The sequence below is a fragment of the Shewanella sp. 10N.286.45.A1 genome (assembly GCF_041470405.1).
In the GTDB taxonomy this organism is placed as follows: Bacteria; Pseudomonadota; Gammaproteobacteria; order Enterobacterales; family Shewanellaceae; genus Shewanella.
Genome location: NZ_JBFRMK010000034.1, coordinates 1,290 through 23,365, shown reverse-complemented (window position 1 = coordinate 23,365; position 22,076 = coordinate 1,290). Strand labels below are relative to the sequence as shown.

General features: G+C 37.8%; 18 protein-coding genes and 1 pseudogene. 1 reads left to right on the top strand and 18 read right to left on the bottom strand.

Annotated features, from left to right (window positions below; genetic code table 11):
* Positions 1–652 precede the first annotated feature (652 nt).
* The 18 genes and pseudogenes from AB4238_RS02830 to rfaH form a co-directional block, all read right to left on the bottom strand.
* A complete protein-coding gene (locus AB4238_RS02830; protein ID WP_372031108.1) occupies positions 653–2,095 on the bottom strand; it encodes a lipopolysaccharide biosynthesis protein in 1,443 nt (480 codons plus the stop codon).
* Positions 2,096–2,177: 82 nt separating this feature from the next.
* Entirely contained in the window at positions 2,178–2,699 is a 522-nt protein-coding gene (locus tag AB4238_RS02825) for a hypothetical protein (RefSeq protein ID WP_372031107.1), read from the bottom strand.
* A 292-nt stretch (positions 2,700–2,991) separates the two neighbouring features.
* Entirely contained in the window at positions 2,992–3,426 is a 435-nt protein-coding gene (locus AB4238_RS02820) for a hypothetical protein (protein WP_372031106.1), read from the bottom strand.
* Positions 3,407–4,690, bottom strand: a complete 1,284-nt coding sequence (locus AB4238_RS02815) for a CDP-glycerol glycerophosphotransferase family protein (protein WP_372031105.1) — start codon at positions 4,688–4,690, stop codon at positions 3,407–3,409. Before AB4238_RS02815 ends, AB4238_RS02820 begins: the two co-directional genes overlap by 20 nt.
* Positions 4,683–5,471, bottom strand: a complete 789-nt coding sequence (locus tag AB4238_RS02810; RefSeq protein ID WP_372031103.1) for a sugar phosphate nucleotidyltransferase — start codon at positions 5,469–5,471, stop codon at positions 4,683–4,685. Before AB4238_RS02810 ends, AB4238_RS02815 begins: the two co-directional genes overlap by 8 nt.
* Complete coding sequence (locus AB4238_RS02805) at positions 5,468–6,097, bottom strand: gamma-glutamyl-gamma-aminobutyrate hydrolase family protein (protein ID WP_372031101.1); 630 nt, start codon at positions 6,095–6,097, stop codon at positions 5,468–5,470. The genes AB4238_RS02810 and AB4238_RS02805 overlap by 4 nt, the downstream gene beginning before the upstream one ends.
* On the bottom strand, positions 6,094–9,087 hold the full coding sequence (locus AB4238_RS02800; RefSeq protein WP_372031099.1) for a PEP-utilizing enzyme: 2,994 nt from the start codon (positions 9,085–9,087) through the stop codon (positions 6,094–6,096). The genes AB4238_RS02805 and AB4238_RS02800 overlap by 4 nt, the downstream gene beginning before the upstream one ends.
* Before the next feature lie 12 nt (positions 9,088–9,099).
* Positions 9,100–10,218 (bottom strand): DegT/DnrJ/EryC1/StrS family aminotransferase, encoded by a 1,119-nt coding sequence (locus AB4238_RS02795; RefSeq protein WP_372031098.1) that lies wholly within the window; start codon positions 10,216–10,218, stop codon positions 9,100–9,102.
* Positions 10,215–10,664, bottom strand: coding sequence for an acyltransferase (locus AB4238_RS02790; RefSeq protein WP_372031097.1), 450 nt, complete (start codon positions 10,662–10,664; stop codon positions 10,215–10,217). Before AB4238_RS02790 ends, AB4238_RS02795 begins: the two co-directional genes overlap by 4 nt.
* Positions 10,654–11,058 carry an FdtA/QdtA family cupin domain-containing protein gene (locus AB4238_RS02785; RefSeq protein ID WP_372031095.1) on the bottom strand — a complete coding sequence of 135 codons (405 nt, stop codon included), beginning with the start codon at positions 11,056–11,058 and terminating at the stop codon, positions 10,654–10,656. Before AB4238_RS02785 ends, AB4238_RS02790 begins: the two co-directional genes overlap by 11 nt.
* Positions 11,058–11,603, bottom strand: a complete 546-nt coding sequence (gene rfbC, locus AB4238_RS02780) for a dTDP-4-dehydrorhamnose 3,5-epimerase (RefSeq protein WP_372031093.1) — start codon at positions 11,601–11,603, stop codon at positions 11,058–11,060. Before rfbC ends, AB4238_RS02785 begins: the two co-directional genes overlap by 1 nt.
* Positions 11,604–11,607: 4 nt before the next feature.
* On the bottom strand, positions 11,608–12,486 hold the full coding sequence (rfbD, locus tag AB4238_RS02775) for a dTDP-4-dehydrorhamnose reductase (RefSeq protein ID WP_372031092.1): 879 nt from the start codon (positions 12,484–12,486) through the stop codon (positions 11,608–11,610).
* A complete protein-coding gene (gene rfbA / locus AB4238_RS02770; protein WP_372031091.1) occupies positions 12,486–13,373 on the bottom strand; it encodes a glucose-1-phosphate thymidylyltransferase RfbA in 888 nt (295 codons plus the stop codon). Before rfbA ends, rfbD begins: the two co-directional genes overlap by 1 nt.
* On the bottom strand, positions 13,370–14,470 hold the full coding sequence (rfbB, locus tag AB4238_RS02765; RefSeq protein ID WP_372031090.1) for a dTDP-glucose 4,6-dehydratase: 1,101 nt from the start codon (positions 14,468–14,470) through the stop codon (positions 13,370–13,372). The genes rfbA and rfbB overlap by 4 nt, the downstream gene beginning before the upstream one ends.
* Positions 14,471–14,816: 346 nt before the next feature.
* Positions 14,817–15,779 (bottom strand): Wzz/FepE/Etk N-terminal domain-containing protein, encoded by a 963-nt coding sequence (locus AB4238_RS02760; protein WP_372031089.1) that lies wholly within the window; start codon positions 15,777–15,779, stop codon positions 14,817–14,819.
* Between the two features lie 90 nt (positions 15,780–15,869).
* A pseudogene (locus tag AB4238_RS02755) lies at positions 15,870–16,191 on the bottom strand (four helix bundle protein).
* A 297-nt stretch (positions 16,192–16,488) separates the two neighbouring features.
* Positions 16,489–19,269, bottom strand: a complete 2,781-nt coding sequence (locus AB4238_RS02750; protein WP_372031088.1) for an SLBB domain-containing protein — start codon at positions 19,267–19,269, stop codon at positions 16,489–16,491.
* A 786-nt stretch (positions 19,270–20,055) separates the two neighbouring features.
* Positions 20,056–20,577, bottom strand: a complete 522-nt coding sequence (gene rfaH / locus AB4238_RS02745) for a transcription/translation regulatory transformer protein RfaH (protein ID WP_372031087.1) — start codon at positions 20,575–20,577, stop codon at positions 20,056–20,058.
* 432 nt (positions 20,578–21,009) lie between these two features.
* Here rfaH and AB4238_RS02740 point away from each other — a divergent pair.
* Positions 21,010–22,076: peptide MFS transporter (locus AB4238_RS02740; RefSeq protein WP_372031085.1), on the top strand; the 1,067-nt coding region annotated here is incomplete at its 3' end.

Below are 22,076 nucleotides of genomic sequence, written 5' to 3'. Positions count from 1 at the left end.
TTCTAAAGCTGTGCTTGTTATATATTTAGGGAAAAATATTTCTGATTTAGACTCAAGTAATAATCTACTGCTTTTAAATTCTGTAGGTTGTGAAAAACTAACATTTTTAATTATAAACTTACTATCGCCTGATGGCAATAAATTTAAAACTTTAACAAACAAATGACAAATATAAATGTTACTGGAACTATCTAATATTTTTTTCATGTAAAATTTAATTTTATTAATAAGTAACACCTACACTCCTTAGAATCGGCAAGAATATACAACTTGACTTATATTTCAGTCTAATACAGCTTAAACTGCTTCTATCGATACGTTGTAACCTAAATTAGTTATTTATAGAAATGTAATAACTATCTTATCTAGGATCTATTTGTTTGCGTTGCCCACTTTTACCGCAATAATTTTAGGACAGTTCGTGCTGTACTACCGAGTATAAATAGTATCCCTTCCCTTCGCTTGAATATTGTCAACAATTCACTAGTTTAATCTTTACAGTCTAAAGTAATAATTTGGCGAAGGTATTAAGTCATATAAGAAGTGAACAATGCCTATTGCATAAAATCTTCTTATTCAAATTCAAAGTAAACATTCGATAATTAAATAAGCTAAACTTTACTTTCAAGCTGAATAACAATGGTAATTGTACTCAAAGACTAACCTTGTTAAATCTACTCTTAACTAACGTAAACACATCAATAAATGCGTTGATTTTGAGCATCAGACATAGTGAAACATAAACAACAACTCCAAGAATCACTTTTAATGTAAGCTGCAGTAAGGTGTTATCAATTTCGATAAGCGAAACAAAAAAATACATAGTCATAGCAGCAAAAGCGATTGGGATAATTTGTCTCAATTGTTCTTTAGCTCCGAAGCCGAATAATTTTCCAGGATAGTATGCATTTATAAAAAACGAAATAATTACTGCAGATAGTTGAGCAAATGCGACCCCCACTATTCCATAGGGAATAGCTAAAAACAAAAAACCAATGATCATTGGAATTTTAATAACATCAACCTTAAGGAAAAGATCTGATCTACCTTTCGCATTCAATATATTAAGGTTCAAACTGCTAATCGGAGTAATGAGCCTAGCAAATGATAATATAACCAAAACCGGTATCATAGGTTTCCAATTATCCCCCAGGAATAAGAGTACAAACTCTTCAGCTACTGCAGCAAAGCCCACGAAGATAGGAAAGGACAGCATTGATACAACACCCATCAATCTGATATATATTCTGGTAAGCCTTTTGTTATCTTCTTGAATTGATGTCATTATTGGATAGGTAACACCTTGTATTACACTTGTCATTGTAGTAGAAATAACATTAGTGTAAGTATAGCCTTGATGAAAGAAACCGACTTGTGAAGAGTTGAAGTAACGCCCTATCAATATTGTATATAGGTTTTGAACAAATGTAGAAATTAAACCGGCAATAAGGAGGTTTGATCCAAATGAAAATAGGCTTTTGAGAGAACTATAAGAAAAAATCGCTTTTGGGATCCATCGGGATAGTATAATCAACAAAATACTGCTACATAATGCTTTAGAAAGGCTCATTCCTACCAAAGACCAGTAACCGAACTCGTTAATAACCATGTATACTGTAACAACACTAGAAAATACAGTCGATATTGTATTGATGATACTTTGTGTTTTAAAGTCAATTTCAATTATGAACTTTGTCCTTGGCACTATTGCGATAGCATTTACAATTACAATACTAAACAAGACTCTTGAAAGTAAAATCAGGTCTGGTTGATTGAAAAAATGGGCAATCATGGGGGCTGAGACGTACAGTACAGCATAAATTAGACATGACAGAAGTAAATTGACATAAAATACTGTTGATAGGTCTTCTACAGTTACCTTGTTACTTTTTTGAATTAATGCTTGGGAAAAGCCTGAATCAATTACAGATTGAGCAACGGCAAGAAAAACAGCCAACATTGCTACTAGACCAAATGCACTTGGGCTAAGGTTTTTTGAAAGATAGATAAATAGTAAAAATGTCACAACCTGACTTACAATTTTGTCAAGAAGGCTCCAACCTATACCTGTTGCTGTTTTATTTATTAAACTCATAAATTTATATTACTTATATACAAAACTAATATCATATATTTCTAAGCTACGACCAGAATAAATGAAAAATAAGTCTGATTTTCTATTGTAGCTTAGCTAGGATATGTTCTTTTAATTCTTCGTGCATATAGAAGAACATTCTTCCTTCACTTGATTTCTGTTTCTTTGTAGGGCTTTCTATTACATTAAAATTATCATCCATAATATAGCTCAGCGAATTAATTAAACATGCAGAGCGCAAGTGAAGATCAAGAGATTGAAGTAAACCATTATAGATATCACTGTAACTACAAGAAATACCCTCAATCTTACATAATGAAAAAGGAAACTCTTCAGTATAGAATATGTCACCTTCATCAATTTCTGGTGACATATAAAAGCAACTGTAACCAGGTTTCCCTTTAATTAAAAGTGACCAGAACAAACAATCTGCTCTTCGGATCTCTGGAACTAGACCAGGAAGGGTATGAATAAATTTCTTGCCTGGAATTGAGAGGAGTCGACTTTTAATGATACCTCCGCCCGAAAAAACAAATGAGTTACAGTCTGATTTTTCAACAAATTTAAAAACTGTATCTGAATTAATAATATCGTCGCCCACCATTAAAACATCGATTTATTCGGCGTAGTTTTTATACACAAAGTCTTTTTCTATTTTCACTTCGAATCGTTTGTTTATAAGTTCAACAACATTATGCACTTGACTTTCATTCTCACCATTTTTTCTAGATATTATAGACTTCAATTTCTGTATATAATTACTTGCACAGAAATATTTACTATAGTTTTTTCCCTTTTTTAGAAGTAATATCTTTCTTGGTATTAAGCCAGAGTGTTTTAGGTAACTTAAATAAAATTTACCAAGATCATTAGATTCATCAACTATAACTGTTAAATTAATTATGTTCATTTTTTGAAAAAAGCCACTCTTTTACATCCGTTATCAAGTTTGTAATCTCATCACTCAAAGGGATACTTTTAAATGAAGACATTTTCAAAAGGGAGTTCAGGTATTTTAAATCTGATTTTAAAATAGTTAGGTGAAGTAAGTTTAACGCTAATCTATTAGTTGAACGTTCGGATAGAAGTATTTCCGTAGATTTGATTGACAAATCATTTGAGTAATATACATACAAATGTTTAACCACATCAATTTTCTTTAATATACGTTCATAAATAAGCCGATCTGTTTCAGATATACTTCCATCAGTATACTCATAGCATTTAATAAAAACTGGCAGGCTAAAAAAACCTTGCAGATCATCATTTACTTGTAATTCAATTTCATTCTGCGATACTAGGTATTTAACTTTATTGATTAACTCGTTCATTGTCTACCCTAATAAAACTATTCGTAAGCTCTGCCAAAATACTTTCAGTTGGAGATTTCTCAGGTTTGATCCCCATTACAATATTTTCGTCAATTTTTGGCTCCGCACCACTAATGACATTTTCAATGAATTCGAAAATGTCCGAATCATTTTCGGACTTTTTAACTGCGTCAAAACCAATCCTTCCATAGTCATTTAGTTTCGTTCTAATTCTAGAGTTAAGGTATAAACATGGATTACGAGTATATAAATACTCAATAAGAAATGAGGAGCAATCATGTATCATCCCATCTGATTTCTTAAACAACTGAACATAGTCGCCAGTTTCCAACTGACAATTTTCAGTTTTATTCCAAAAATCCCAGTATTTGTTTGTTCTAACCACTCCCCAATCAGGATGCTTATATAAATTATCTTTCAGTAATGGGTGTGGTTTAAAAGCAAACTTAACTTGGGCCTTATACTTGCTTGCGAGCGATTGTAGTAATTCTGCATTATCTAAAAAGGTAGAGTTCGATAGGTCAATACCATTAATATTATGATGTGGCGCAATTATTATATTTTTTCGGCCGTCATTCAACCAAGGACTACTTTCATTGATTGTGTTTGTATAAATTGCTTCTGTCGCAGGGTAACCGACCACGACCACGTTGCTTCCTCTATTAGTAGCATGTTTCAAAGCTATTTTTTTATGTATATTGTTAATTTGAAAAATCTTCCAAACTAAATTTTCCGTTTCACCATCAAAATGCAATTTGTAATTATTGTCAATCTGTTCAAAATATGGAACGTAACATGTTAACTTATATTTCAAGGAAGAAATATAATAATCTTCAGCAGTAATCTTGTGAGGATTGCTGATAAATATAATATCAGAATCCACTATTTCATTTAGAGGTTTCCAGCTACAATCTTGGTATGCTAGCGTAGTTTTATACATTTTCTTTCTAAAAAATTCATATGTCTGTTCAGCCGTTTTCATAACGTCAGATGAAGTTACTCTGGGAATGACGACGATAGATGGGTCATAAAATTTATCTTTAACCATTGCTTGATAAACAAGATCAGTTTTCCAAACGCTCTTATCCATTACAAGAAAAGTTACTTTTATTTTTTCGCCATTTTTTACTTTTTTCTTTATTCTTAATACTTCATTATGATGAGTGTAGCGAGCAATAAAGAGTACAGTTTGCATCTTAATTTTATTAAATTCACTATATATAAAAAGTGCTAGCTTGCTTTTTGCCAGTATCTTTCTAATCATTTTCAAGCCTAAAAAAATTACTCAACTTGTTATCTTTTGCTAAATCTTCGTAAATTTTTAAGTCTTCTACAGAATCGACTTCTAACCATCCGCTCTCAACAAGTGAGGCTTTCACTTTCCAACCGCTATTGATCATCATTTGAATAAAACTGGTCATATACATATTATCGAAATTGTTTCCATCGTATAAAGCATCACGATTTAAATTTTCGTAAAACTCAATAAGCAACGGAATTTTATCAGCTCTAATTTTGATTAACCCTGTGTATTGCCCTTGAATACGATCATAACTTTCAGGTTTTTTTCCTAGTTCTTTGATATAACCCTTCGGGTCTATTAAAAGGGTTTCTGCATCTTCTAATGGGTTATCCAATCGGAGGGACCAAAGTGCTCGCCAATTTGTATCGATCATTAGAGCTAACTCATCATCACAAGCTAGTAAAGCCTGCAGATTTTCTTGATGATATACTATATCGCCATATCCTAAAATCAAGTCCTCTTTACAGTCGCTAATGAAGTCAATTGCTGTAAACAAACTAGTTACCATATTCGTTTGGTCAAAACGTGCATTAAATGAGGTTGCAAAACCTAGAGCTTCAATTTGATCCGAACGATAGCCAGTAGCTATGTGTATATCTTTGATTCCTTCTGAGCGTAATGTCTCAACTTGACGCTGTAAGAGTGATTTACCCATTAAAGGAACTAGACACTTCGGTCTGTCATTAGTAATTGGGCGTAGACGGGTACCTTGACCCGCAGCTAAAATGAGTGCTTTTGTCATAGAAAAATTTTTTCCATTAAGTTCAAATCTAGATCATCGAAATCATATACACGCTCGGGGTGCCACATGATTCCAGCTATTCTTTTGCTTGGATGAATATAAGCTTCAATGTTTCCATCTGAATCTATTGCAATAGATTGAAGCCCTTTCCCTAAACCCATATCAGGGATTGCCCAACTGTGAAAACTGTTCACTTCACTTGGTAATGATATTTTGTTATCAAAAGATAAGATAGAATGTTTAGTTGCGATGTGACCCTCGATCGGAAGCAGCTTACCACCAAAATAATAACTGATGATTTGCATTCCACGACACACACCAAAAATAGGTAATTCATTTTTGACAGCATAATCAATAAGGGATAGTTCGAATTCATCCCTTTCTATTGATATATCGACTGCATTTGAATCTAAGTGACTCAAGCTATTACCACCAGTAAACACCACACCATCTAGCCTAAGATTTTCAACAAGTTGAGGTACTAACTCAGGTTTCAAATTAGGTAACGGTATTGGTAACATATCCAATGTTAATAATAAAGAATACCACTTTTGATCTAACGCATCACGCCTCTCATCGTATCCTTCAATGTAATCTACTCTTTGAGTCAAACCTATACGTTTCATGCAATCACTCGAATTGTTTGTCCAAGGCAATCAAGTTCTACTCGTTTAGCAGTAGTTAGTGAATCGTAAAGTTTTTCTCCAACGCCAATTGCAGCGGGCAACCCAATTTCGGCCGAGCGAATAGCCATATGAGAGTTTGCACCGCCATATTGAGTAATAAGACCTGCAATATCATGTCCAAATAGCCAATCGTAGCCAGGATCAGCTTGCGGTATCATTACTATTCTTCCCGAAAGTTCTTCTATCGAAGCCTTATCTATAGATGTTATATCAGTAAGAACTTTATCAACACCTACAAAATTAGGTAGGGATGAGTGTCTTTCGAAACAATAAAACTGAGTAGCACTGTCAATTAAGGCTGGCAACTCAATTACTTTTGTTAATTGATATTGCTCTTTTCTCGCTTGAATCATTTCTTTTAGTTTTTCATCATATAACATATTTAGCTTTAAGCGCTCTAAATCACTATAAGTTAGAAAAGAAACATCTTCACGTGTTAGCCCTAGTTGAATACCAAGTTGTATACATAAATCCAATGCTCTACTCAGATTGCGTGTAAATTCAAATTTAACTCTTTCTCGCTCTTGAGTTGCTTTAATCAGATACTCTATAAACTCTTTTTCACTAATAGCTGAATTCAACTCAATGAGTAAATCACGAATAGCCGCGAACTCAGCCTCATTAAACTGAAACAATTCATCATGCAAAGTCATTTCCCTTTTCTCTTTAGGAAAAATATACTGCTTTGGGTCCTCCCAATAAGCCTGTGTAGTGACTTCATATGTGCCAGGGCGTAAGTGCCCATATTTATTTACCAATTCATCTTTAGTAATTCGTCCCTTAAGAAAATATGACTTATCTCGTTCAAATTCACCGGCTACGGTTTGAAAACTATTGAGGAAGCGCATTCTTCTAGATTCAGTCAACACACCTTGATTAACAAGACTTTTTAACAGTGTTGTAGCCACAAATCCAGCCCGAGCGGCATGTGAAAATGCTAACGTTCCATAACGCTTACAATCATCAAGTAATGTAAAGATCTTATCAATATTGGAAATTTTAGATGAACAAATCTTCTCACAACGCTCCTCTAAGAGTAGGACAGACTGGATATCAGAGTCTAAACGAGCGAGTGCATTTCTAGTTAGTAGCTTGAGCCCTTTTTCTAGCTCAATAATGTCGAAGTCCGTCACGCCATACGGCATCAGTCGGGCTTTAGCCTTTTCTAAAAAATCTGGAGTCCAAATAGTAAAAGCAATATCAAATTCCACTTTGTCATGATAATGGGGGTTTTCCGATAGTAGTGATAAATACGCACTTACAATCCTCTCTGCGCTTTCAGAGGGCAGGTCTGCCGGGATGAACGAGTTAAAACTTGCTCTAACATCTACATATGGCTGTCCTGAGAAAGAAACAATTAGCGGGTAAGGCCTCACATCACAATAGCCAAACTCTGCACGTTGAACAGCCCAAACATCATTAGTAATCAGATGTTGATATAGGCTAAATGCAAGCGGCTTTGGCTTTGTACTGATAATTTCTGCTGGGTTCCAATCTGGCATGTTCGCAAAAATGGTCTTAGTGCCACGGATAAAAGGAAGATTCCTTTGAAGCTGTTGATATCGTACAACATCGGCTCTAATTGATGATGATATTTTTTCGATATCTAATTCATAGTTGTCATGGTTTACAACCACAGGCCGGACTTGAAAAATATGAACTTTATTTTTTGAATCAACCGCAAACTCAATATCTAATTTATCAAAACTCAATAATGTTTCTAATTCTTGAACAGCGATCAAAACATCTTCTAACTCAGGAGCAATCTGCTTCACAGAGTGAGGCTGAAGCTTACTAACCAACACTGTTCTTAAATCGCTATGCGTGCCTGCTGTCACTGACTCTGTCGATTTAGTGGAATCATCAAAATTAAACCGATAATAAGGCGCTCCTGACTCCAAGGTACAAGTGAATACAACACCAGCTAACGCAACGTCTTGTAAGAATTCTTGCACAAGAACTTGGTCACAACCCACGATAGTAGAACCATAAGAGTCAACTACATCTTGTATAGCCTTTGCCAACTCAGTTTTATTCATGCAAGCTACATTGAGAATACTCTCAAAACCACCTGCATTAGAAGAACGCCAATTATCTTCAGCTTTAGAGCTACTCCGAACCACTAATTTCGTAGAACCAAATTGTGCTTGTATCTTTGAAATAACATAAAAGGGGTCATCAAGCCACTCCTGAGTAGTAAAGCTCTCCTGTCTACCTATATGACTATTTTTCACTACCGACTCTAGTCGAGCTAATGTGTCAGCTTTGGTTCCTAGTATGAAATTGGTAATGTCAGTTGGAGAGTTAAATTCAGCCCAATCACCACTAATATCCTTATAAGTGATACTTAACCCACAGCTCTCAAAAAAACTTATAATATCTCTAAAGTGGTAACCTATTTTATCTTTGTTACCTATTTCTCTTGTTTTTAATATTTCTGAAACGGCTTCTGTCCCAAGATAAACTAAACCAGTAAATTCTACTTCACAATTATCTACCGTTAATGTTTCTGCCTTTGCAATATCTTCACGGCTGCGTGAATTATAACGTTCTCGCCATTGGCTATCAATAACAATGGTTACCTCAGAGCTTTCAGAAATCATTTCATTCACGAACTCTTTTCTAAATAAGGTATCCGTGTAAGAAACAATAACTTTTTTACCTGTGAAAGGGGCATGCAATAAGGTATCTAGCGCAGTAGAATCTTCCCATTCAGGAATAATGCTGAAATTTAATTCTGGGTAAGCTTTAACAACATCTTCAATGTGATAACCACCAAGAAAGTAAGTATTTTTTGATTCAGCAAAATCTTCAAAACTGTGAAGTTGCCAATCCATCGCTTTAGTATTGTTGCCAATATTCTTTAAGGCTGCAGGTTTGTTCCCACTTGCAGGCCGACCTGCTCCAAGAAAATAAAGCTCAAAAGACATAAATATTTAGCCCTAATTACGAATATTATCAATTTCGAATGAGTTCACTGCATTAATAACAGCATTCGTATCATCTACACTCATTACAGGAGAAATGGGTAAACTCAGAACCTGTTCATGAATAATTTCTGTTACTGGCAAAGCCTCATTCAAAAGCTCAGTGTACGCATCTTGTTTATGTGGTGGAATAGGGTAATGGACTAATGTTTGAATACCTTTGTCAGCAAGGTATTTTACTAATAATTCACGACTTTCAGTTTTGATAACAAAAAGATGCCATACGTGTCCATCTGGATCAGTCACTTCTGGCAATATAATACTTGGGTTAGTTATTTCCTTTAAGTATCTATTTGCTATATTCTGCCTTTTCTTTATCTCTGTATTCAGGTGCCTAAGCTTAACTCGTAACATCGCCGCTTGAATTTCATCTAAACGGCTATTAACACCTTTATATTTGTTCTTATATTTTTCATGTGAACCATAATTCCGCAATGCGCTTAATACCTTGACAAGCTCATCATCATCGGTAGTAACAGCCCCCGCATCTCCTAAAGCGCCGAGGTTTTTTCCAGGGTAGAAACTAAATGCACCAGCATCCCCCCAAGTACCAGCTTTTTTGCCATCGAGCATTGCACCATGTGACTGTGCACAGTCTTCTAGTACTAATAGGCCATGCTTTTTGGCTAGTTGCATGATTTCTCGCATCGGTGAAATTTGACCATAGAGGTGAACAGGTAAAATCACTTTAGTTTTAGCAGTAATACTATTAGCGATACCCTCTATTGGAAAATTGAAAGTTGAAGAGTCTGGCTCTACAAGAACAGGAGTAAGCTTGTTCTCGGAAATAGCAAGAATAGAGGCGATATAGGTGTTTGCGGGTACAATGACTTCGTCACCATCTTTTATTTTACCAAGCTCTTTCCATGCACGAAGTGTCAACACTAGGGCATCTAGCCCGTTAGCGACACCGATAGCTTTTTTACTGCCACAGTAATGCGCAAACTCTTGTTCGAATAAATCTAACTCTTCGCCCATAATATACCAACCAGAGTCTATGACTCGGGAACAAGCCTCTTTTAGCTCTTCTTGGTACTGTTGGTTTATAGCTTTTAAATCTAGGAATTGAATCACTTTTTTATCTCTTTTGCAGGATTACCAACAACTGTGGCATGTGCTCGAACATTCTTAGTAACTACAGCACCAGCACCAATCATGGCATATTCACCAATAGTGATACCAGGAAGAATCGTCGCGTTAGCTCCAATTGATGCATTATTTTTTATTATGGTCTGTAAGAATGCTTCAGGATATTCTTTTGAACGAGGAGATTTATCATTCGTAAACGTTACATTGGGTCCAATAAATACAAAGTCTTCGACAGTAATACCATCCCATAATTGAACACCGCTTTTAATCGTAACTTTGTTCCCTATTTGTACGTCATTTTCAATTAAGCAGTGAGAACAAATATTACAGTCATTACCTATAATAGCCTTAGGTAGCACTACACAAAACTGCCAAAAATTTGTACCTTCGCCGACATGAATAGACTGCACGTCTGCTAGCTTATGAATCATGATTTACCATCTCTAAAAATTCGTCATAGTTACGAACATAATCAGACTCATCATAAAATGAATCTGCTAAAACTAGCAATACGCAGTCTTCTGAAAAATCATACATTTCACGCCAAACAAATGATTCAATAAACAGTCCTTGCGCTGGATTATCGAGTAATAACTCTATTTTTTCTTTGCCATTATCTAATAGAAAACGACAAGAACCCTTTAGTACGATAGCTAATTGTTTGAGTTGTTTGTGTGCATGGAAACCACGCTTTACTTGCTCTTTTGTGTCAAAGATATAGTAAGCACGCTTTATGGTAAAAGGAATGTTCTTGTGATCTTCAAGCGAAACTAAAGAGCCTCGTTCATCACCATGACTTTCAAACTGTATTAATTTAATGTCCATTAAATAGCCTCTATGCTTCTCAATTTCTCACCATTTTTGTCTTTGTCAGATAATAAAGGACGCCCATTTAGTGGCCATTTAATTCCTATATCAACATCATCCCATGCGATGCTTACTTCTGATTGAGGGTGATAGTAGTTCGTACATTTATAAACAAATTCAGCTTCGTCACTAGTTACATAGAACCCATGAGCAAAACCTTCAGGAACCCAAAGTTGTCGCTTATTTTCTGCAGAAAGGTATTCACCGACCCACTTCCCAAATGTCGGAGAGCCTTTTCGAATATCAACGACGACATCAAATACCTCCCCTGAAACAACCCTTACTAACTTTCCTTGCGTGTTTTCAGTTTGGTAATGAAGCCCTCGTAATATTCCACTCTTTGACTTTGAGTGATTATCTTGCACAAATGGCATCGGATGCCCTGTCACAAGTTTTTCAAATTGCTTCTGATTCCAAGTTTCCATAAAGAAACCGCGCTCGTCACCAAACACACTTGGTTCGAGAATTTTCACATCAGGAATATTAGTCGTTATCACTTTCATGCTTTTACCCTGTATATGCTTGGATGTTATTCAATGCAGTCTTCCAATCACTAGCGTCAACAGAGAAGGCATTAAAAATTTTTTCAGTGCTTAAACGGGAGTTACTTGGTCGCTTTGCAGGTGTAGGAAATTGTTCTGTCGTAATACTACTCATAAGAGGCTTTTTCTTGATTACACCTTGCACAAGTGCCATATCAAAAATAGTTTCTGCAAACTCGTACCAACTCACATGAGGTAAACCTGAAAAATGATAAACGCCATATTCAATAACATCCTCTTTTTCAATTTTTTTTGCTATTTTAATTAATGCGTTAGCAATATCACCAGCGTATGTTGGCCCACCAAACTGGTCCCCCACAATATTCAATGCATCACGAGTAACGCCTAGTCGTAGCATGGTTTTTACAAAGTTATTGCCATTCTCGCCGAACACCCATGCGGTACGAAGAATTATATGTTTATCGCATACTTGAGCTACAGCGACTTCACCCGCCAGCTTACTTTCACCATAGACACCTTGTGGGTTTGTCGTGTCACTTTCATTATACTCGCCATCTTTATTGCCTTCAAACACATAATCAGTTGAAATATGGAATATGACAGCACCTATATCTTGAGCCGCTTGTGCTAGATATCTTGGCCCTACATGGTTAATAGCATAGGAAAGCTCTACTTCCTCTTCAGCACTATCAACTGCGGTATGAGCTGCTGCATTAATAATATTCGGTTGAAATTCAGCAACCACAACATTAACAGCTTCTTGATTAGTAATATCAAGACCGCCTCTATCGAGTGCTAATACAGTTGCATTAGCATCATTAGCCAGTTTTTCACTAAGACTACAGCCAACTTGGCCATTACATCCTGTAATTAGTACTCGCATTAACTCATGACCTTTTTCTGGTTTTCTGTCACCAAACGAGTTAAATACTGACCATATTCATTTTTCATCATAGGCTTTGCAAGGTTTAATACACTCTCATTCGTCAACCAACTATTACGCCATGCAATTTCTTCCAAACAGGCAACTTTTAAGCCTTGAACATTTTCAATAGTTTGAACAAACGATGAAGCTTCATGAAGGCTTTCATGAGTGCCTGTATCTAACCAAGCGAAACCACGACCTAATAATTCAACATTCAACAAACCATCATTAAGGTACATTTCATTTATAGCCGTAATTTCAAGCTCACCGCGTTGAGAAGGTTTTACCTGTTTTGCCATTTCAACAACACGGTTATCGTAGAAATAAAGCCCCGTAACAGCATAGTTTGACTTTGGTATTTCAGGCTTTTCTTCAATAGATACTGCTTTCATCTCATCATCGAATTCAACCACACCGAAACGCTCAGGGTCTTTAACTTGGTAGCCAAAGACAGTTGCTCCAGATTTACGTGAAGCAGCTTTTTTTAATGTATTTGAAAAAGACTGGCCATAGAAAATGTTATCACCAAGTACCAAACAAACGCTATCATCTCCTATAAACTCTTCACCAATTATAAACGCTTGTGCTAGCCCATCAGGACTTGATTGAATAGCGTAATCGAGATTAATACCAAAGTCAGAGCCATCACCTAATAAACGCTTAAATCCTTCATTATCTTCGGGAGTAGTTATGATTAAAATATCTTTAATGCCCGCCAACATTAATGTAGAGATAGGATAAAACACCATTGGTTTATCATAAATTGGAAGCAGTTGTTTTGATACACCACGGGTTAAAGGGTATAAACGTGTGCCACTACCACCTGCTAATACTATACCTTTCATTTCACTTCTTCCTTTGTAGCCGTTGACTCTACGCCTAAACGTTCACGCTGATAACTGCCATCTTGCACGTGCTGACACCATTCTTGATTACTTAAATACCATTGGATAGTCTTTGTAAGGCCAGTTTCAAACGTCTCTACTGGCGTCCAACCCAATTCATGTTGCATTTTACTTGAATCAATCGCGTAGCGTCTGTCGTGTCCAGGCCTGTCTGTAACATAAGTAATTTGTTCTTTATATGTTGTTTCTTTTGGTACTAAAGAATCTAAAATTGAGCAAATGGTAAGAACAACTTCTAGGTTTTGCTTTTCGTTATGCCCGCCAATGTTGTAGGTTTCGCCGACAACACCTTCAGTCACCACTTTATAAAGTGCTCTAGCGTGGTCTTCAACATATAACCAGTCGCGGATTTGGTCTCCTTTACCGTAAATAGGTAATGGCTTTCCTTCTAATGCATTTAAAATAACTAATGGGATCAGCTTTTCAGGAAAGTGGTATGGACCATAATTATTTGAACAGTTCGTTACGATTGTTGGTAAACCATAGGTTCTTAACCAAGCACGAACAAGATGATCTGAGCTTGCCTTAGATGCAGAGTAAGGACTAGATGGTTCGTATGATGTCGTTTCGGTAAATAGTGGTAAATCGGTTTGACTGTCAAACTCGTCTGGGTGCGGCAAATCGCCGTAGACTTCATCGGTAGATATATGATGGAAACGAAATACTTTCTTGGCACCATCAGTTAATGTGTTCCAATATGCTCTAGTCGCTTCAAGAAGATTGTAAGTACCTACTATATTAGTCTGAATGAAATCGTTAGGGCCTGTGATTGAGCGATCAACGTGAGATTCAGCAGCCAAATGCATAACAGCGTCAGGCTTACATTTTGCGAAAACTCTGTCTAATTCAGCACGGTCACAAATATCAATTTGTTCGAAAGCGTAGCGTTCACTTGACTCAATGCTTGATAACGATTCGAGGTTTCCAGCATAGGTTAATTTATCGACATTGATAACACTATCTTGAGTATTATTGATTATATGACGTACTACCGCTGAGCCGATAAAACCTGCTCCACCAGTGATTAAAATTTTCATTTTTATATTCCCAAGATATATTTTTACTTAAAAAGTTCTATTTAGACGTTGTGAATTGGATAATTACATATCCTAATCTTAGCCTTTAGATTATGGTTGAGACCCTTTTATCCATGTTAAACGGTCGCTCTTATTTTTAATAATCAGCAAGTTTTCTTATTAATCCTAGCCTTGGCTGTTTTATTCTCTCTGTTTTATTGCTGTAACCCATGAGGCTACTAATATGATTTAACAGCTAACAGAGCAAAACTATTTACAGAATAACCCGCTTACAACCATAGTAAATAAAGAAGAGCTTATACCATCGCTAGTAGGTGTTATTAATATAAATAACTAGCTAAATATACTAGTAATCTTTCCTAATGAAATGGCTAATTAAAACAAAAATCACAGCTAACATTCCGCCTAACATCGTACCTAATACACATATTAATGCGCGTTTAGGACCAACTTTTTCTTCAGTTATTAATGCCGGGTCAATTGTTTTAAAAACGTATTCATCGCGAACCTCAGCAAACATAATTGTTTTGGCTTGTTCTTCGATAAGTTTATATAAAATAGAACGAATATCGGCTACATTAGTCATAGCTATTTGCTTATTTAAAAATTCACTGCTGCGATTAGCTTCAGCAACATCGCGCTCTTTCATCACTTTGTTAATATCTTCAACGAGCCATGTTACCCATTGCTGCGCGATAGCAGGAGATAAATGCTCTACAGAAACTGTTACCATGCCAGTATCTTTAGCTGAGTTAACAGAAAAAACTTTACTAAACTCTCTGTACGCTTCTTGCATAGATGGTTCTGGTTTAAAGGGTACTTTAACTTCACGTAACCATTTTTTAGTCTCTTTGTCGTACAACTCAGAGTCATATGTTAGCGAGTTATCACCTAAATTCCATTTTTCTACAGCCATCAGATCCGGCAGAATATTATGTTTTTGAATGAATTGGCTGGCGAATTGACGTGATTTCATCACTTCTATCGCCATTTGGGTTTTATCGACACCACCACCGCCACCTAGGTTTATCCCTGCCATACTGGCTAAACCACCAAATTGCCCTGCAAGTGCGCTTAAGCCACCGCTCTGCTCTTCACTTGCAGGTGCTAATAGCGCTTCAGACTTATAAGTGTTAGGTTGCATAATAGCGAATATTACAGAGCAGATAGCGAAAACTGCAGTAATGGTTATGATTAGCCATTTGCCTTGCCAGATGACCGAGAATAACTCTCGGAGGTCTATTTCGTCGTCTGGCGCTGTTTGTGGGAACTGTGCATCAGTGTAGTTTTGTCGTATGTTTTTAGTCATTATTTTCTTCAGATTCGAGATTCTAGGACGCTTCGCGGATAGATCGCTACGCTGCTATAAGGGCAAGATTCAAAAGCTCTCGCCTGTAAATTAATCAACGTTGTAATCAGCGTTTTCTTCCTCAATCTGTGATTCCTTATTTTTAATTAGAGAACCTATAATTTTGGCTAACTCTTTAGCTTCTTTTATCATATCCATCGAAGACTGCCGATTTAGGTAGCCGATTTCAATTCCAATGTACAGCTGGTAACCAACTCTCCGGGTGAGCCTTTTGCATAATACAAGAAGCGTACTTTCTCTTCGATAGTTTCACGCTCTTCACCTTCAGCAATATTCGAAGGCACCGATAAACCTGAGCGTGTAATTTGATCTTTAAAGCCCCAATTTTTAAGGCCTCAGTGGCTTTATATATTTCTCACGACAATCTTGAGGCTCTTTTCCAAACATCCATTTGTTCGAATCGCATTAGCAACTCCTTAGCTTTAGCAGAGCACTGCGCTTCTAGGTCGTGACTGCGTCACGGCTAGAGCGTCGCTTCGCTCTTTCTAGACTCTATATGATCTAGAGACAAAAAGCTGCTCAACTTTTGCTTTCACCTTTTGATTTTTAACTTTATAGCAGGCCGAAGTCAGCTCTAACAGCGTAGCGTTCTAGCCGTGAGTTGCGAACGTTCTAGCAAGCCAACGGCGTTCTATGTCCGCTTTGCGATCTAGAGATTTGCGACTGTGGCGAATGCGACTGCTGTGTTGTATATGATACTAGTGACTTGAGTCCAGAGCGTTAGGTTATCTTTGTACTCAGTATCAAGTGGCACAATGATAGTGTCTCCCGGTTGTAGATTAGACTCACTACTGAACCACATTGAACGGTTAGGTAACATCACTGAGCCATCCGCTTTAATGATGTAAGTTCTGTCATCATCAGCTCTTTCTCGCGCACCACCAGACATAGCCAAGTACTGGTCAACAGTTTGGCCATCTTTGAATCTATGCGTCGCAGCATGTTGCACTTCCCCCATTACCGCAATAGTTTGCTTAGTGGATGGGATGTAAAGTACGTCTTTATCTTCAAGCTGAAGATCAGCTTGAGTGATACCTATAGAGATAGCAGAGAGATCTACAACTAATCGGCCTACAGCTTGGATAGTCTCCAGATCAATAAGCATCATCTGTGCATCGCTGTAATTTACGACGTTACCGTCTTTCGATACACCACGCGTTGCAATATCACGGCGAAGTTGGTCAGCAAGTTTTTTAATCTCTAATTGCTCTTGTTGACGCACTGACTCACGGACAAAAACGGTTGAAGGTAGGTAAGCATATTCGGTAAAGCCACCCGCACGGGTAAGCACATCACCCAATGTCTCTCCACGGCGAATGTTATAAGTGCCAGGGAATTTCACTTCGCCGCGAATTTCAACTGACTTATTTTCTTGCCAATCAGGCGTAGTCATAACAGTAAGAATATCACGGCCTTTAAGTAGCAAGTTTTGTGAAACATCACCTTGCAGAGCAACATCCAGTGCTATGTTTTTGTGGCTAATTGAAGAACCATCAATAGTTGTATGTGTACTAGTCAATTCTGCACGGGTTGTGTAAGCACCCTCTTCTAGTCCACCAGCTGCAATCACTAGATCTTGAACTCTAGCGTTTACTGCCAGTGGGTAAATGCCAGGGTTATTAACCTTGCCGTTAACCGCAACAGCTTGTACGCCTGTACCCGCACGCCCTTGGCTATTTAGTTTCATTATCACAGGATAAAGCAACTCACCGCGGTTCATTACAGAACTTAGTTTTATCAAGTCGCGGTCTTCAAAAAGGTTCACCAACATTTTGTTGACCTCCCCTTTTATCGCCGTACTTTCATCCTCTTCAGCTTTACTGTTAATCGCAACGCCACCAAGTTCAGCTCGGTCAGCGAATTTCTGTTGATTTAATTGAGAGAAGCCAGCTTTAAAGAGATCGTTACCGATAAGTGAGTCACCAGCTAATGACTGAACCTTTTCAACTCGCTCTTTTACTAACTTATTCAGCTCATAACGATTTTGTGCCATATCGCTAAAGTTAAAGAAGATAACTTTATCTCTAGCTTTAAGCGTCAAGTTTTGCGAAGCAGCAAGTCCATTAATCGCTTTTGATGGCGAAAATTGGTAAACCTGAATGTCACCTTGCTTGTTTATCTCTCTAACAATGACTGCGTACTCTAAATCTGCAGAAACCGTTAAATCACCCCATATGGAAGGAACAAGATCACTAATCTTCTGTCCTTCAAACCATTGGTATTTACCAGGTCGAACAACCGCACCGACAACGGTAAGCGCATCTTCATACTGTGAAGTGGCATTTTTCACTCGAATCACATCTCCTGCCAGTGCTTTAGTGCGTTTTCCGGCATCTGATGTAAGATCGACATTAACAATGGTTCTTAGACTATTTTTGTTAAAGCGCTCTACACTACTGCGCTTTGGATAAGCGCCAGGCTTAACGCCTGCAGCCATTTCGATGACCTGAGCCATGGTTTCGTGTTTTTTAAGCTCATAAATAGCAGGACGTCTGACTTCACCGGTAACACTCACAAGCCCGCCAACCGACGGAATGAACACGACATCACCAGAGCGTAGACGAATATCACCCGATGCGTCACCTCGTAGTAAAAGGTCATACAAGTCCATTGCACCAACTAGCTTACCATTGCGCTTCACTTGAATATTACGCAGTGAACCAATTTCATTGACACCACCAGCAACAAATAATGCTTGAGTGATTGTCGAAAGACTTGAAACCGTATATGACCCTGGTTTATAAGCATCACCAGCAACAAAAATACGGATAGAGCGAAGCTCGCCCATGGTGATATTGGATTCGATACCAATCATCTGCTTTTTAATGCGTTGTGATAATGATGATCTCAACTCGCTAAAACTCAGCCCTGATACATTAATAGGTCCAAGCTCTGGAAACTGAATGACACTTTCGCGGTTGATGACTAAGTCATACTCTTTGTTATCTTTGCCGTAAAGCTGAACTTTGATGTTGTCTCCGGGGCCTACTAGGTATTCACTCGGCACAGGCACGTCGGATACGGGGGCAAAAGTAGTCGGCTCGCCAGCAAACAAATCATAACCAAATCGCTTCAGTTCAGTTTTAGCCGCGTCTTCTTCAAAGGTAAGCTCTTTTTCTTTAATAGGGTTAGGGTTAATTGAGAAGTTCGGATTTTGGTTAGAGTTCGAGACCAAGTTTCCGTTGCGATCATATTCACCACGAGGGTTAACCACTTGTGGGTTTTCTAATTGCTGTTGTGAGCCAGTACTAGCACCTAACATTGATGGATCAATGCCATATTGTTTAGCTAAGCGCTGCTGCTCAGTCGCTGGCAAATTTTTAAACTGCTCTATCATCTGCGGAGACGGGGTTACCGCATGCGCTTGCCCGCATAATAGGAGTAATGCTGTTCCACTAGCCATGATGAATTTTTTAGTCTTATTAAGCACCAGTTATCTCCAAGAGAGGTTGAAATTAGTTAAATAAGTTTTCTAGGTCCAGGGCAAATAAAAAGAATTAAGCCAAGGTTATAAAAGCTGACGGCATAAATGCCGACCTACATTTAGAATAAGTTTCTAATTTTTTTTGGAAAAACAAGCCTAAGCAAACACCTTTTAGGCCTTAGGACAAGCAATAAGTAAAAAGCGGTTGTTTTAGACGCTTCTTGCTAGGCTACTGTGCGCTAAACGCCCTAACACCTGGGTTCTACTAATTTACAGACACGCTACCGCCCATGGATTACGGCTTCCAAATTGCCCTTCCGACTGACGGAAAATTCACTTTATCTGATAATAGGAACATCTAACTCGTGATTTACATTAAGAGCAAGTCCAATGACTGCCGCTTAGTTAACAATAGAACAACAACTGAGTATTTGATATTCCAAATGATTATTAAGCGCGAGATTATACATCAGCAAAGTGGTTAGAACAGTAACTCTGTAATATTCTTTCCACAAATGCTTAAAAAAAAAACACTGCTTTACTTTTATTATGATAGTCAAGAAGCCTTATGGCCAGAAAACCATAACCTCATCATTAAGGAGCAATCCAAAACTTAACAAAAGTATTACTTTGTAGTGAATATCTACTATTTAAGTATATTTACAGTACTCATTTAACTTAAACCAGAGCATAGCTGGCTAAGCCACAAAAAATACTAGCTTTGACAACTGGAGCTGAAGCTATGGCGAATGTCGTACATCTAGAATGGTTTTTAGACTACAAAAATAAATCTCAGCCAGCGAGCTTAACGCTAGAACGTTCTACAGAAACCCGTTGTTGTTTGCCCATGATATCGAATAGAACATAACAACGCTTCTCGCCATTTTTCTCCTGAAAAATACCTTCAAGCTCCGCAAATGGTCCTTCAACAAATTTAACTTTATCTCCGGATTGCACCGGTGGAACCTCTTCATTAGTACTCGTTTCCGGCAACAATTCACTTATCCACTTATGCTCGCGCGCTTTGATTGCACTGATCACAGCTTCATCTATTGGCGTCATTAACTCTTTACAGCCTACAATGCGAATAACTCCACGTGTATTGTGTACGCGAGAAACGCTGGTGACTTGAGGGTCAAAATGGATAAAAAGGTAACTTGGAAATAGAGATACACGTCGGACAGTAACCTTGCCGTTATGCTTTTTCTCTTCGGGATAGGTTGGAATATAGGTTTCAATCTCTTGAAGAGCCAAGTTTTGTTGTGCCCGAGCTTCTCCGCGGGGCTTACAATATAACAAATACCAAGCTTTCATTAAAAATAACTCCAATCATCAAAATCAAAATAGTGACATCCTTTCACGGCATTGCATTTTACCAAAAATCAAACAAGGAACCAATGCAAATTTAAATCGTTCTCCATACTTGGCTGGCAATTATACAGATGATGAAGCGCTGGACTTTATAGTGTTCATTTAGTCAGCAATCGCTCCCTTAAAATTGACTTAAGCCACCTTAAAAGGGTATATAAGGTAGGCTTTATCGCATTTGGCGCTATTTTTAGCTTCAAATAATAAAAATTAGAATATAAGCCCATAACAGAGCGACCAAAACCGCTACATACACACATTGAAAATAACATTTTAATGTGTATATTCAGCAGATTTGGTACGTGACAATTTATAAAAATATATTTCTGTGGTGTTTATTGACTCACAGGCAATCACAAGCTGAAGGTGGAAGAACAAATGAGCGGAGTAAAACCCCAGGGGACGATGCTTGGGCATCCGAAGGGATTGTTCCTGTTGTTTACAACAGAGCTATGGGAACGGTTTAGTTATTATGCAATGCGCGCCATCTTGGTGTTATATCTTGTAGATAAAGTACAAACGGAAGGTGGGCATGGTTTAGGCTGGACTCAGGGTGATGCAATATCGCTCTACGGTACTTTTACAGGCCTTGTTTATTTAACCCCGCTTATTGGTGGCTGGTTGGCTGATGCTTACTTAGGTCAACGTAAAGCAATTATGATTGGTGGCGCGTTAATGGCTGCAGGTCAATTCATCCTAGCACTACCACATAGCTGGATCCCAGGTTCTGAAACCATGGTGTTTTACATTGGTCTTGGCACGCTAATTGTTGGTAATGGTCTATTTAAGCCAAACATCTCAACCATGGTTGGTGACTTGTATGAAGAGGGTGACCACCGTCGTGACGGCGCGTTCACTATCTTCTATATGGGTATTAACGTTGGTGCATTCCTCTCAGGTATTATCGTAGGCTCAGTTGTTGCCGCTTATGATGGTAACTTCCAAATGGGCTTCTTGTGTGCAGGTATCGGTATGGTACTTTCACTTATCATCCAGTTCATATTCGCACAAAAGCTTTTAGGTGATATTGGACGCTACCCAGCTGCCAAGCTCGAAAAAGAGAAGAGTGAAGCGGCTGGTGATGTTCGTAAAGAACCGCTAACAAAAATTGAACGTGATCGCATTAAAGTGATTATGATCATGGGTCTGTTTACTATCATCTTCTGGGCTGGTTTTGAACAAGCCGGTGGCTTGATGAACTTGTTCACTAACGACTTTACTGACCGTATGATTGGTGGTTGGGAAGTTCCAACTACTTGGTTCCAGTCACTTAACGCAATGTTCATTGTAATTTTTGCGCCTGTAATAGCTTCTATCTGGATCCGTTTAGGAAAGAATGAGCCTAACTCTCCGGTGAAGTTTGCTTTAGGTCTTGTGCTTTTAGGTATTGGTTTCCTATTCATGATTGGTGCTGTTTTAGAGATGGGCGGCGACGCTGATGCTAA